An 11995-nucleotide genomic window follows, 5' to 3' on the forward strand; every position below is an offset into this window, starting at 1 on the left:
CCGTCGCTGCCGTCTATTGCAGCCCCCGCCCTCGCCCGCAAGGACGATCAGCGCCCGATGAGCTCCTGCGCCATCTTGTCGGCAACAACATCCGGCGAAACGCCGGTCTTGTCGCTTTCCTGCCAGATCTGCTCGAGCCGCCCCGGGATCAGCGCAATCCGCTTGCGGACCTCGTTGATATCGCAGGGCGCCTTGTCCTTGCGGCACAGATATTCGAGCGTGACAGAAATGATCCCGCCCGCATTGATGACATAGTCCGGCGCGTAAAGGATGCCGCGCTTGGCCAGCATCGGCCCATGCTCGCCGCGCTTGAGCTGGTTGTTGGCTCCGCCAGCCACGATCTTGCAGTCGAGGCTTCCGATACCCTCTTCATCCAGAATGGCGCCCAGGGCATTGGGGCTGAAGACATCACAGGGAACCGACATGATAGCCTCGGGAGCGACGCATTCGGCATCGAGTTCCTTTGCCAGCGCGGCGCAGCGATCGGCATTGATATCCGACAGGGTAAGCTTCGCCCCGTCCTTGGCCAGCAGGCGGGCGACACCGCCGCCGACGCTGCCTGTGCCCTGGATTGCGACATGTACACCATCCATGCCGTCCTTGCCGAGCTTGTGCTTCACGGCTGCCTTGATGCCGAGGAAGATGCCAAGCGCCGTGAAGGGACCGGGATCGCCGCCAGCGGCATCGTCACCTTCAACGGGTAGGCCAGAAACATACTGGGTGCGCTCCGCAACCACAGCCATGTCCGCTTCGGAAATGCCTACGTCTTCGGCTGTCACATACTGACCGCCGAGCGCATCGACGGCATCGGCGAAAGCGGCGAGCATTTCCGGGGTCTTGGTGCGGTTCTCGTCGGCAAGGATAACCGCTTTTCCGCCGCCCATCGGCAGCCCGGCCATCGCGTTCTTGTAGCTCATCCCGCGCGAGAGGCGCAGTGCGTCGCGCATAGCGGCATCGGGTTCGGCATAATGCCAGAAACGCGTGCCTCCGGCGCCCGGGCCGAGATGGGTGGAATGAAGCGCTATGATCGCGGTCAGGCCGCTCTTCGGGTCGCGTACGAACTGCACGAGTTCGTGATCGTCGTAATCCGCTTCGGTCCAGAATGCCGTCATCGCAAGTCACCCCTTTGGCAGGTATTTCGTGACCCGGCGCGAAAGGAGAAAATGGGGCGATCGAGGGGTCTCGAACCCCCGACCTCCGGTACCACAAACCGGCGCTCTAACCAACTGAGCTACGATCGCCACACGCCCCCGGAACGCTGCCGGGAAGGCGGCACATATACGCGAAGAACGGGCCGTCAACCCGTCACGCGCAACGGCGTGCGCCTGTTGCATAACATGGGCCGAATGGGAAGTGAAAAAGCGATTTCGGGTTGCTACACGCAACTATCTTTCGCAGCTTGCGGAGCCATCGCGTGCAGCTATCGTGCCGATCCATGAACCGACCCGGCGAATCTTCGAGCGAATTATTGATTTCACGCGCAGGCGTCCAGCGTTTGCCTTCCGACAAGATAGAGCTCTTCCAGCTGCGCAATTTTGCGAGCCCCGACCTGTGCAGGCGCCTGATCGAACTGATCGAAAAAGACCGCCGTCCGTCTACCCTCGCCGACGCGGGCGACGATCACTATTTCCGGACCAGCGAAACCTGCGATCTGGAGCCGGAAGAACCTGCCGTACGCGAGATGGAGGCCATGCTCGCCGCATTGAACGGGATCGATCCCGCTTATGGAGAGCCGCTGCAGGGCCAGCGTTACGACGTCGGCCAGGAATTCAAGCCTCATTGCGACTATTTCAACCGCGGCGGCCGCGACTGGGACAAGTACTGTGCGGTCGCAGGTCAGCGCACCTGGACCTTCATGGTCTATCTCAACGAAGTCGATGCTGGTGGAGCAACGCGGTTCAAGGCGGTGAAGAAGACCTTCCAGCCCGAAACCGGAAAGCTGGTGTGCTGGAACAACATGCGGCCTGACGGGCGGGAGAACCCGAACACGATCCACCACGGAATGAAAGTAAGGCTCGGGGTGAAATATGTGATAACCAAGTGGTACCGAGAACTGCCCTGGGGGTGGGAATGACCGACTATAGCGATTTGCAAATACAACTCCGCCAGCGCCTTGCCGACCTGCTCGAGCGCGCCGATGTCATCGAGGATGACCTGCGGCATCCACTCGACGCCGATTCGAGCGAACAAGCGGTTGATCTCGCCGATGACGAAGCCCTTGAGGGCGTCGATATGATCTTGCGGCAGGAAATAGCCCAGGTGCGCCAGGCGCTACACCGAATAGAAAGCGGCACCTATGGGACCTGCGCAAGTTGCGGCAAGACTATCGCGCGCGCCCGGCTCGAAGCACGTCCGATCGCGACGCTCTGCATCGACTGCGCTGCCTGACATGCAATAGAAAAGGGCGGCCCCTCGGGACCGCCCTTCGAAAATCGTCTGCGCTCCAAGATTACTTCTTGAGCGAAAGACCGCCGAAGCGCTTGTTGAAAGCTGCCACTCGGCCGCCTTCCTGAAGCTGCTGTTTGCCGCCGGTCCATGCCGGGTGGCTGGTGGGGTCGATGTCGAGCGTCAGCGTGTCGCCTTCCTTGCCCCAGGTCGAGCGCGTCTGGAATTCGGTGCCATCGGTCATCTTGACCGTGATCATGTGGTAATCGGGGTGACCTTCGGCCTTCATGATAAACGTCCTTCTAGCATCGGAGCGGTACCGACCGGTCCAGCTGTGTTGGGAAAGGCTGCGCCCTTAGCGGCGCTGCCCCGGATTCGCAAGGCTATTCGGGTGCATCCGCAATCATGGCAGTGAAACCGACCTCACAGGTCACCTTCCCTTCGACCGAAGCCTCGCCCGAGAACTTGCACACACGCGCACGCTTCTGGACGAATTCAGCCTTGAGATCGAGGAGCACGCCCGGCGTTACCGGAGCGCGGAATTTCGCGTTCTCGATGGCCATGAAATAAACCAGCTTGCCGGAACCCGCGAGCCCGAGGCTTTCTACCGCGAGCACGCCGGCGGCCTGCGCCAGCGCTTCGATCTGGAGCACGCCGGGCATGATCGGAGAACCGGGAAAGTGCCCCTGGAAGAAGTCCTCGTTGAAACTGACCGCCTTGACCGCGTGGATGCGCTCGTCCGGCACGAGTTCCTTGACCCGATCGACAAGCAGCAGGGGATAGCGATGCGGCAGGCGCTTCAGCACCTCGACGATGTCGAAACCGGTCTCGCTCATGTCCCCTGCTCCTGCGATGTTGCTTTTAGCGACCGGTCGGCTGTGCCGGTTGCTGCTGTTGCTGCTGGCTTGCCGCCTGCTGGCGGGAAGCGGCGACCATCAGGATCTGCTGGACCTGCTGATACACACCGACAGCTTGCTGGCTTGGCTGCCAATCTTGCGGCGGCGTGATCTGCACCGAAGGGACCCGGGCGTTCAGCGCCGCGACTACCTTCTGGTTGATATTGGCCGCCGGAGCGGACCATGAAACGCCATCGGGCGACAGCACAACCTGGATATTGTCGGCAGTAGTCACGGTCTGAAGAGCCGCACCGTACTGCTGAAGGATCTGCTCGATCGCATAGACGCGTGCGCTGTCGATCTGGTTCGAAAGCTGGGCGATTTCACGCTCCAGCGTCTGGATCTGCTGAGCCTGAGGCGCGTTCTGTGCTGCCTGCTGCTCGGTCTGGTCCAAATTGCCGTCATTATTGCTGTCGAGCTGCTGCAGGAGCGTCTGTGCCTGCTGCTGCTTTTGCTGGATCTGGGTGATCTGCGACGAATAGGTCGTACCGATCTGCTGGTATGCAGTGTTCAGCGCACTGCTGGCAGCGATGGTAGCGGGCGGGTTGACCACCGCGATATTGCCACTGACCTGCGCTGCGGCGGGACCGGCAACGATGGCGGCACTCGCAATGCTTGCAGCGGCGAAGGTTTTCGAAAGGAATTTCATCAGAATTGCGTTCCTACATTGAAGGAAAGAGTTTTGGTGTCGTCTCCACGCTGCTTGATAAGCGCGTGGGATATATCGATCCTGAACGGTCCGAAGGGCGAGTTCCAGTTCACGCCCACACCCACCGTGACACGCGGCGAGATGTCGTCCCCGAGGTAGAGTTCCTTGTAGAAATCTCCGAGGAGCGGATCGTTCGCCGTACCATCGGGCGCAGTCGGATCAGTGACGTTGGCGAACTGGCCCGTGGGCTCACCATCGTCGTCCAGAACGGGTTGCAAGTAAAGCAGTTCGCCAGCCGAGTTGGTCAACTGCCTGCCATTGGGGTTGTCGATAAGATTGGGCGTGTCGAGCCCGAAGAGCGAGCCGACATCCGCCCAGATCGAAGGACGCAAGCCCATTTCACGGGCGCCCGAACCGAGCGGAATCTCGAGTTCTGCGCGGCCAAGATAATATGCACGGCCGCCAAGCGCGTCGGCGAAGCGACGGTTATCCTGATTCTGTACGTCCTCGAGCGATTCGAGGATTCGCGGCCCTTCGGGATTTTCCGGATCGACGAGGTAATTCAATCGCACGATGCGCGGACCGACGCCCCGAATGTCGAAACCGCGGAACTGCGGCTCGCCCAGGAAGAAGCGATCGGTCAGGCGCACGTCATCGAAGCCGGGGGTCGGGTTGTCCTTCAGGGCTTCGATCCATCCCCCTTCGGCATTCAGGGAGAAAATGAACCCGCTGCCGAGGTTGAACCACTTGCCCATGCGCGAGCGCATGCGGAGATATTTCACATCGCCGCCCAGCCCGGCGAATTCGCCAGTCAAGGAAATCGTCTCGCCGCGTGTCGGCCGCAGCCTGCTGTCGAGAGTGTCGTGATTGATGGTCAGACCGATGATCGAAGCGGTGCGTTTGCCCACCGCTTCGCAGATGAAGCGCGAGGTGACGCACTCTTCCACCCCATCGCCGTCGAGATCGGCAAAGTCGCTCCCGGCGATCGAGACGTCTTCGCGGTTGAGGGTATAGCTTCCGATGAGCGACATGTATTCGCTAAGGGGAACACCGGCGCGCACCGAAAGACCCGTGGTCGACTGCTCGTAGGTCGAGAAACCGCTGTTGAAATAGTCGTTATCGACCTCGCGGTGATAGACGTCCGCACCGAGCGAGATATTGCGATCGAACACATAGGGCTCGGTAAAGCTGACCTGCGCCGACTTGGAATAGCCCGAATAATTCAGGCTCAGGCCGACCGTCTGGCCACGCCCGCGGAAGTTGCGCTGGCGGATAGAACCGGAAAGAATGAACCGCTCCAGCGACGAGAACCCGGCGGAAAGCTGGAGTTCGCCCGTCGGCTGCTCTTCGATATTGGCTTCCAGGATAACGCGGTCGGGCGCACTGCCTTCGACCTGCGTGATTTCGAAGTTCTCCTGGAAATAACCCAGCGACTTGATGCGCGCTTCCGACCGCTTGATGGCGAGGCTGTTGAACGCATCGCCTTCCGCCACGCGGAATTCGCGGCGCACGACCTTGTCCTGCGTCAGCGTATTGCCGTTGACATCGATCCGCTCGACATAGACGCGCGGCGCCTCGCGCAGGACGAAGGTGACGTCCATCGTGAGGCCTTCGGGGTTACGGCGGAATTCGGGCCGGATGTCGGCAAAGGCATAGCCGAAAGTCCCGGCAAGATCGGTCATCTGCTCGACCGTGTCTTCGACCAGCTTGGCGTTGTAGAAATCGCCCGACTTCATCGCCAGCCGCTCGGTAAGGGCATCGCTGTCGAAATCGCGCAATTCGCTCTGCACTTCGACATCGCCGAACTTATAGCGCTCGCCCTCTTCCACCACATAGGTGATGATGAAGTCTTCCTTGTCGGGCGTAAGCTCGGCCACGGCCGAAACCACGCGGAAGTCCGCATAGCCCTCGGTCAGGTAGAAGGTACGCAGGTTCTGCTGGTCGAAGGCAAGACGGTCGGGGTCGTAGCTGGTGTTCGAGCTGAGGAAGCTGAGCAAGCCGCCGGTCTGCTTGGTGACCATTTCGCTCTTGAGCTCGCCATCGTCGAACTTTTCGTTGCCGATAATGTTGATCTGGCGGACCTTCGATTTCGGCCCCTCCTCGATCTCGAACACGATATCGACGCGGTTCTGGCTGAGCTGCACCATCTGCGGCTCTACCGTCGCGGCGAAGCGGCCCTGCCGTTTGTAGAGTTCGATGATGCGCGCAACATCGGCACGGACCTTGGAACGGGTAAAGATCTGGCGCGGGGCCAGCCGGATTTCGGGCAGGATCTTGTCGCTCTTGATCCGCTCGTTACCTTCGAGAAGGATGCGGTTGATCACCGGGTTTTCGACCACCGTGATCACGACGTTACCGCCATCGTTCACAACACTGACGTTGGAGAAAAGCTCGGTAGCGTAAAGGTCCTTGAGGACGCCGTCGCCTGCCGCCTGCGTATAGGCATCGCCCGGACGAAGCCGGATGTAGGAGAGAATCGTCTGCGGCTCGAGACGCTGGGCACCCGATACCGCAATCGAACGAACGACATCCTGCTGCTGAACCGCCGCCGGCTGAACGGTCTCCGGTTCTTCGGACGTTTCCTGCGCCAGTGCAGTGCTCGGCAGGCTGCCCATGATGGTTCCGGCAAGCAGGCCTGCCATGATACGCGTGGCCCGCGTATTCCTATTGCCCGCGGCAATCGCAAATCCAGTCATCGACAAGGGGGTTCCCGTCCTTGAAATCATACCTCGCCTGCCATGCGCAGACAGCCGATTGGCCCCCTGCCCGATGCAAGCTGCGCAATCAAGCCGTGTCACACCGCCGAAGGCGAATGGACATCGGCCTGTCCCCGCCTAATTCCCGAAAAAGGGAAGTTTGGCGATATCGATGAAGGTGACGAAAACCATCAGTGCGAGCACCAGTGCCACACCGGCCCGATAGGCCACCTCCGTTGAACGGGGACCCAGCGGTTTGCGGCGGATTGCTTCTGCCGCATAGAAAGCCAGGTGCCCGCCGTCGAGCGCCGGGATTGGCAGGAGATTGATGAATGCCAAGTTAAGCGAGATCAGGGCAGCGAAATTGATGAAAGCGAGCGGTCCCATGCTCAGCTGCTCGCCTGCATATTTGCCTATCGTGACCGGTCCGCCGAGTTCCTTGACCGACCGATCCCCGACAATAATCTGCTTGATACCGGTGACCATCATGTCGACCAGATTGGCGGACTGGACGAAAGACAGGCTGACCGCTTCGCCAATTCCAACCGGTTCGAAAGCCATTCCGGTGGAATAGATTCCAAGCCGCCCGACTCGCGAGGAATTGCCGAAACGATCGGTTTCCACGCTATCGGCAATCGTAACGGGTATCGTCACCCTGTCGCCATCACGCAGGACGGCCACCTCGATCGTCTCGCCCGGGAACATCAGCACGCGGTCCTGGATGTCCTGGAACTGGCTGATCCTGTCACCGTCGATGGCGACGATCCGGTCGCCTTCCTCCAGCCCAGCCTCGTGCGCGGCGGACTGTTCGGCAAAACTCTGGATCACGTTGGTTTCGCTGGGATCGGCCGAAACCGGCTTGCCGAAGAAAGCGAAGAAGCTCGCGAAGATCGCCAGCGTGATGATAATGTTCATCGCCGGACCGGCGAAGACTATCAGCGCCCGCTTCCATAGCGCGGCGTGGTGGAAGCTGCCGTCCCGTTCCTCGGGCGTAGCCTTGTCCGCCTCATCGGGATGGGGGATGCTGGCCGGGTCCATGTCGCCCTTGAACTGGACATAGCCGCCCAGAGGCAGGGCGCAGAGTTTCCAGCGTGTGCCGCGCTTGTCGGTCCAGCCGACCAGTTCCTTGCCGAAGCCGACCGAAAAGGCCTGCGCTTTCACGCCGAACCACCGTCCGACGAGATAGTGGCCAAGCTCGTGCAACGTCACCAGCGGCCCCAGCAACAACGGGAAACCGACGATATACAACCAGAAGGGAATCGAAGCGTCCAACTCAGGCAATCTCCATTTGGGCCGTGGCCAGCCTGCGCGCCGCCTCGTCGATTACGAGCACGTCATCGAGCGATTGGGGAGCAGGCGGAAGGTTTCCGGCATTCAGTACGGCCTCCACCATTATCGGGATGCGGCTGAACTTTATCTTACCAGCAAGGAATGCCGCCACGGCGACCTCGTTGGCGGCATTAAGCGTGGCCGGGGCTGACCCGCCTTCTTCCGCCGCCTGCCGCGCCAGCTTTGTCGCGGGGAAGCGTTCTTCATCGGGCTGGAAAAAGCTGAGTTCGCCGATACCCGCGAGGTCCAGCGGTTCCATCGGCGTATCCATCCGTGCAGGGTAGGCAAGACACGAAGCGATCGGCACGCGCATGTCGGATGGACCCAGCTGGGCAAGCGTGGAGCCGTCGCGATATTCGACCATCGAATGGATCACACTCTGCGGATGGACCACGATCCGCAAGCGGTCGAGACCGACCGGGAACAGGTGGTGTGCCTCGATCAGTTCGAGGCCCTTGTTGAACATGGTGGCGCTGTCGACGCTGATCTTCGCACCCATGTCCCAGTTGGGGTGCGCAATGGCCTGAGCGGGCGTGACCGCGTCCAGATCCTCGACAAGCCGCAGCGGCCCGCCGCTGGCGGTGAGCGTGATCGTGCGGACTTCCTCGATCCTTCCGCCCTGCAGGCATTGGAAGATGGCGTTGTGTTCGCTGTCGACCGGCAGCAGCGTCGCGCCGTGCTTCTTTATCGCTGCGGTCATCACCTCGCCGGCGGAGACCAGCGCCTCCTTGTTCGCGAGCGCCACCGTGCGTCCCTGCTCGATCGCCGCCATGACCGGACCCAGCCCCGCACAGCCGACGATCGCCGCCATCACGATATCTGCTGGCCGCGCCGCCGCTTCGCACAAGGCTGTGCGCCCGGCTGCCACTTCGACATCAGAGCCAGCGAGCGCTTCCTTGAGTTCGGCGTAACGCGATTCGTCGGCGATCACGGCGAGACTGACGCCGAATTCCCGGGCCAGCTTTGCGAGCTCCGCAGCATTGGAATGGGCCGTCAGCGCCTCGATCCGCCAGGCCTCCGGATTGCGCCGGACCAGATCGAGGGTGGATGCGCCGACCGATCCGGTCGCGCCGAGGATGGTGATGCTGCGCATAATCAGGGGTGGACCTGATACCACAGGATGCCTGCTGCCAGTACCACGGGAAGAATCCCGTCGACACGGTCGAGCACGCCGCCATGGCCGGGGATGAGGTTGGAACTGTCCTTCATGCGGGCACGCCGTTTGAGCCAGCTTTCGAAAAAGTCGCCGCATTGCGCCAGGATTGCCAATCCAGCCCCCACCGCCACGGCACCCAGCCCCATCGGCGAGAATGCCCGCTCACCGACATTGGAATAGAAGAAGCCCCACGAAACGAGTCCCGCTGCGGTCATCCCTCCGAACAGGCCGGCCCAGGTCTTCGACGGGCTGATGCCGGGCGCGATCTTCGGCCCGCCGATGCTGCGCCCGCTGAAATAGGCGCCCGTGTCGGTGGCAATCACGACCGCAAGTACGCCCAGGACCACCACGATCGGGAAGCTCATGAGGATCGAGGCTGCGGCTGCGATATAGACGAGACCGAATATCAGCCCCGCGATCCGCCAGACCGGGGATTCCGCGCCGCGCCAGACCAGCCGCGAGAATTCGAACAGGCTTGCCGCCGCCACCGCGCCGACAAACAGATCGAACCAGAGGCCATCCAGCCAGGCAGCAAGACCGGCCACCGCCAGCATCACCAGCGCCGAGGCGACACGCACCGGGAGGTCGGATGTGCGGACCGACAGCGGCACCGCCATGTAGCGGAGCGCGCGGTCCCTCAGCACATCGCGCTTGCGCGGCACCTGTCCGGCTTCACCTTCCCCCAAAACGCCTCTCCCTGCCCGCAAACTCGGCCAGCGCATCCTGCAGGTGCTCCAGCGTGAAGTCGGGCCACAAAACCTCGGTGAAGATCATTTCCGCATAAGCGGATTGCCACAAGAGGAAATTCGACAGGCGCACCTCGCCGCTGGTGCGGATAAGCAGGTCAAGCGGCGGCAGGTCGGCAGTATAGAGGTTCGCGGCGATGCTTCGTTCCGTCACCTCGCCATTTGCCGCGGCCTTGGCCGCAGCCTGCGCGATTTCACCCCGCGCGCCGTAGTTGAGCGCAACCGCCAGAGTGCGCGAACCCTGGGCAGTTTTTGCCAATGCATCTTCGAGCATCTTCACGATATCGGGCGCAAGCGATTGCCAGTCGCCGATTATCTTCAGCCGCACGTCATTGGCGATGAATTCCGGCAGGTCGGATTTGATGAACTTGCGCATCAGGTCCATCAGATCGTCGACCTCGTCTTCGGGCCGGTTCCAGTTTTCCGATGAAAAGGCGTAGAGCGTCAGGCACTCGATCGACGTGTCCTTGAGGCCGCGCACCAGTTCGCGCACGGCTTCCACGCCCTTGCGGTGGCCCATCGCACGCGGCAAGTGCTTACGCTTCGCCCAGCGTCCGTTGCCGTCCATGATGATGGCGACATGGCGCGCATGCTGGGTTTTTTCGGTCATTGGCGAAAGACTATCCGAAAAGCCGGTTACTGGCTCAGGATTTCCTGTACCTTCTTGGCTACGAGCTGGTCCGTCTCGGTCACATATTGATCGGTCAGCTTCTGGACTTCGGTTTCGCCGCGCTTCTGGTCGTCTTCCGAGATTTCCTTCTTCTTCTCGTCTTCCTTCAGCGCTTCCATGCCGTCACGGCGAACGTTGCGGATGGCGATCTTGGCCTTCTCGCCATATTCCCCGGCCACCTTGGCGAGCTGCATGCGGCGTTCCTCGGTCAGGTCGGGCATCGGCAGGCGGACGTTCTGGCCGTCGATCATCGGGTTGAGCCCGAGGTTCGCCTTGGCGATACCCTTTTCGACCGCGGTGACATTGGCCTTGTCCCATACCTGCACGCTCAGCATGCGCGGTTCGGGAGCCGATACGGTGGCGACCTGGTTCAATGGCATCATCGAGCCATAAACCTCGACCATAACCGGATCGAGCAGGCTGGTGTTGGCGCGGCCTGTGCGCAGGCCCGAAAGATCGCCCCGCAGGCTGTCGATCGCGCCTTTCATCCGGCGTTCGATATCTGCTTTGTCGTATTTTGCCATGGTCGGCTTCCTCGTCTTTTCAGTCGTCTCTTATGCGGTGTGATCGGTCACGATGGTCTGCACGCCCTTGTTCGAAAGCACGCGCGCCAGATTGCCCTTCTCGCGGATGGAGAAGACCACGATCGGAATATCATTGTCACGGCATAATGCCACGGCGCTGGCATCCATGACCCTGAGATTGTCTGCCAGAACCTTGCCGTAACTCACGGTTTCGTAACGCTTGGCGTCGGCATTGCGCTTGGGATCGCTGTCGTAAACCCCGTCGACGCTGGTTCCCTTGAGCAGCGCATCGCAGTTCATTTCCGCGGCCCGCAGAGCCGCGCCGCTGTCGGTGGTGAAATAAGGTGCGCCAACGCCGGCGGCAAAGATTACCACGCGGCCCTTTTCCAGGTGGCGTTCGGCCCGGCGGCGGATCACGGGTTCGCACACCTGGTCCATCTGCACCGCGCTCTGCACACGAGTCTGGACGCCCAGCTGCTCCAGCGCGCTCTGCATCGCCAGCGCATTCATTACCGTGGCGAGCATGCCCATGTAATCGGCCTGCGCGCGGTCCATCCCCTGCGCCGCCCCGGCCATGCCGCGGAAGATGTTGCCGCCGCCGATGACCAGGCAGATTTCGAGGCCCGTTTCCTTGGCCGCCTTCACTTCCTGCGCCAACTCCAGCACAAAGGCCGGATCGATCCCGAACTGCTGGTCCCCCATCAACACCTCGCCCGACAATTTCAGGAGGACGCGGTTCATCTTCGGGAGGGTCATGCTGGCTGGTCTCTATCTGCAGGGTTTGCGGCTCCTTAGCCATGAAGGGCTTGAGGCGCAAAGGGAAAGGCCGCGAGAGGGCGAAGGGCGCTTGGCGCGCGGATAGCAGATACGTCAAAACATCCGGCGGCGAGCCCGGACCTAACGCCGTGGGAAGCACCTGCGCTCAAGCAGCCCGAAGGGCGATA

At 61.5% G+C, this 11995-nt stretch carries 13 protein-coding genes and 1 tRNA gene; 2 read left to right on the top strand and 12 right to left on the bottom strand.

The window, feature by feature from the left end:
* Positions 1–47 precede the first annotated feature (47 nt).
* Both K3180_RS09240 and K3180_RS09245 read right to left on the bottom strand, forming a co-directional pair.
* Positions 48–1112, bottom strand: a complete 1065-nt coding sequence (locus tag K3180_RS09240) for a Leu/Phe/Val dehydrogenase (protein ID WP_221540197.1) — start codon at positions 1110–1112, stop codon at positions 48–50.
* Between the two features lie 52 nt (positions 1113–1164).
* Positions 1165–1241, bottom strand: a tRNA-His gene (locus K3180_RS09245).
* Between the two features lie 194 nt (positions 1242–1435).
* On the opposite strand from K3180_RS09245, the gene K3180_RS09250 reads away from it, so the two are divergent.
* Together K3180_RS09250 and K3180_RS09255 are read left to right on the top strand one after the other, a co-directional pair.
* Complete coding sequence (locus tag K3180_RS09250) at positions 1436–2074, top strand: prolyl hydroxylase family protein (RefSeq protein ID WP_221540199.1); 639 nt, start codon at positions 1436–1438, stop codon at positions 2072–2074.
* Complete coding sequence (locus K3180_RS09255) at positions 2071–2388, top strand: TraR/DksA family transcriptional regulator (RefSeq protein WP_221540201.1); 318 nt, start codon at positions 2071–2073, stop codon at positions 2386–2388. The genes K3180_RS09250 and K3180_RS09255 overlap by 4 nt, the downstream gene beginning before the upstream one ends.
* Positions 2389–2449: 61 nt before the next feature.
* Here the strand turns inward: K3180_RS09255 and rpmE are convergent, their stop codons facing one another.
* The 10 genes from rpmE to pyrH form a co-directional block, all read right to left on the bottom strand.
* The gene (gene rpmE / locus K3180_RS09260; protein WP_221540203.1) at positions 2450–2674 is read right to left on the bottom strand and encodes a 50S ribosomal protein L31; all 225 of its coding nucleotides are present in this window, start codon (positions 2672–2674) and stop codon (positions 2450–2452) included.
* Between the two features lie 94 nt (positions 2675–2768).
* Positions 2769–3221 (bottom strand): 3-hydroxyacyl-ACP dehydratase FabZ, encoded by a 453-nt coding sequence (fabZ, locus tag K3180_RS09265; protein ID WP_221540205.1) that lies wholly within the window; start codon positions 3219–3221, stop codon positions 2769–2771.
* 25 nt (positions 3222–3246) lie between these two features.
* Complete coding sequence (locus K3180_RS09270; RefSeq protein WP_221540208.1) at positions 3247–3930, bottom strand: OmpH family outer membrane protein; 684 nt, start codon at positions 3928–3930, stop codon at positions 3247–3249.
* Complete coding sequence (bamA, locus tag K3180_RS09275; protein WP_247710443.1) at positions 3930–6626, bottom strand: outer membrane protein assembly factor BamA; 2697 nt, start codon at positions 6624–6626, stop codon at positions 3930–3932. The genes K3180_RS09270 and bamA overlap by 1 nt, the downstream gene beginning before the upstream one ends.
* A 138-nt stretch (positions 6627–6764) precedes the next feature.
* Positions 6765–7898: an RIP metalloprotease RseP gene (gene rseP / locus K3180_RS09280; RefSeq protein WP_247710444.1), complete on the bottom strand. Its 1134-nt coding sequence runs from the start codon at positions 7896–7898 to the stop codon at positions 6765–6767.
* A gap of 1 nt (position 7899) precedes the next feature.
* Entirely contained in the window at positions 7900–9048 is a 1149-nt protein-coding gene (dxr, locus tag K3180_RS09285) for a 1-deoxy-D-xylulose-5-phosphate reductoisomerase (RefSeq protein WP_221540209.1), read from the bottom strand.
* A gap of 2 nt (positions 9049–9050) precedes the next feature.
* Positions 9051–9797, bottom strand: a complete 747-nt coding sequence (locus K3180_RS09290; RefSeq protein ID WP_247710445.1) for a phosphatidate cytidylyltransferase — start codon at positions 9795–9797, stop codon at positions 9051–9053.
* A complete protein-coding gene (gene uppS / locus K3180_RS09295) occupies positions 9784–10467 on the bottom strand; it encodes a polyprenyl diphosphate synthase (RefSeq protein ID WP_221540212.1) in 684 nt (227 codons plus the stop codon). Before uppS ends, K3180_RS09290 begins: the two co-directional genes overlap by 14 nt.
* A 26-nt stretch (positions 10468–10493) precedes the next feature.
* Positions 10494–11051: a ribosome recycling factor gene (frr, locus tag K3180_RS09300; protein WP_221540214.1), complete on the bottom strand. Its 558-nt coding sequence runs from the start codon at positions 11049–11051 to the stop codon at positions 10494–10496.
* 30 nt (positions 11052–11081) lie between these two features.
* Entirely contained in the window at positions 11082–11807 is a 726-nt protein-coding gene (gene pyrH, locus K3180_RS09305) for a UMP kinase (RefSeq protein ID WP_221540216.1), read from the bottom strand.
* Between the last annotated feature and the right edge of the window lie 188 nt (positions 11808–11995).

This window comes from Qipengyuania huizhouensis (assembly GCF_019711635.1).
Classification (GTDB): Bacteria; Pseudomonadota; Alphaproteobacteria; order Sphingomonadales; family Sphingomonadaceae; genus Qipengyuania; species Qipengyuania huizhouensis.

What these genes read in the sequence shown, in the direction of transcription:
- K3180_RS09240 (WP_221540197.1), bottom strand. Translation starts at nt 1,112, where the DNA reads ATGACGGCATTCTGGACCGAAGCGGATTACGACGATCACGAACTCGTG.
- K3180_RS09250 (WP_221540199.1), top strand. Translation starts at nt 1,436, where the DNA reads ATGAACCGACCCGGCGAATCTTCGAGCGAATTATTGATTTCACGCGCA.
- K3180_RS09255 (WP_221540201.1), top strand. Translation starts at nt 2,071, where the DNA reads ATGACCGACTATAGCGATTTGCAAATACAACTCCGCCAGCGCCTTGCC.
- rpmE (WP_221540203.1), bottom strand. Translation starts at nt 2,674, where the DNA reads ATGAAGGCCGAAGGTCACCCCGATTACCACATGATCACGGTCAAGATG.
- fabZ (WP_221540205.1), bottom strand. Translation starts at nt 3,221, where the DNA reads ATGAGCGAGACCGGTTTCGACATCGTCGAGGTGCTGAAGCGCCTGCCG.
- K3180_RS09270 (WP_221540208.1), bottom strand. Translation starts at nt 3,930, where the DNA reads ATGAAATTCCTTTCGAAAACCTTCGCCGCTGCAAGCATTGCGAGTGCC.
- bamA (WP_247710443.1), bottom strand. Translation starts at nt 6,626, where the DNA reads ATGACTGGATTTGCGATTGCCGCGGGCAATAGGAATACGCGGGCCACG.
- dxr (WP_221540209.1), bottom strand. Translation starts at nt 9,048, where the DNA reads ATGCGCAGCATCACCATCCTCGGCGCGACCGGATCGGTCGGCGCATCC.
- uppS (WP_221540212.1), bottom strand. Translation starts at nt 10,467, where the DNA reads ATGACCGAAAAAACCCAGCATGCGCGCCATGTCGCCATCATCATGGAC.
- frr (WP_221540214.1), bottom strand. Translation starts at nt 11,051, where the DNA reads ATGGCAAAATACGACAAAGCAGATATCGAACGCCGGATGAAAGGCGCG.
- pyrH (WP_221540216.1), bottom strand. Translation starts at nt 11,807, where the DNA reads ATGACCCTCCCGAAGATGAACCGCGTCCTCCTGAAATTGTCGGGCGAG.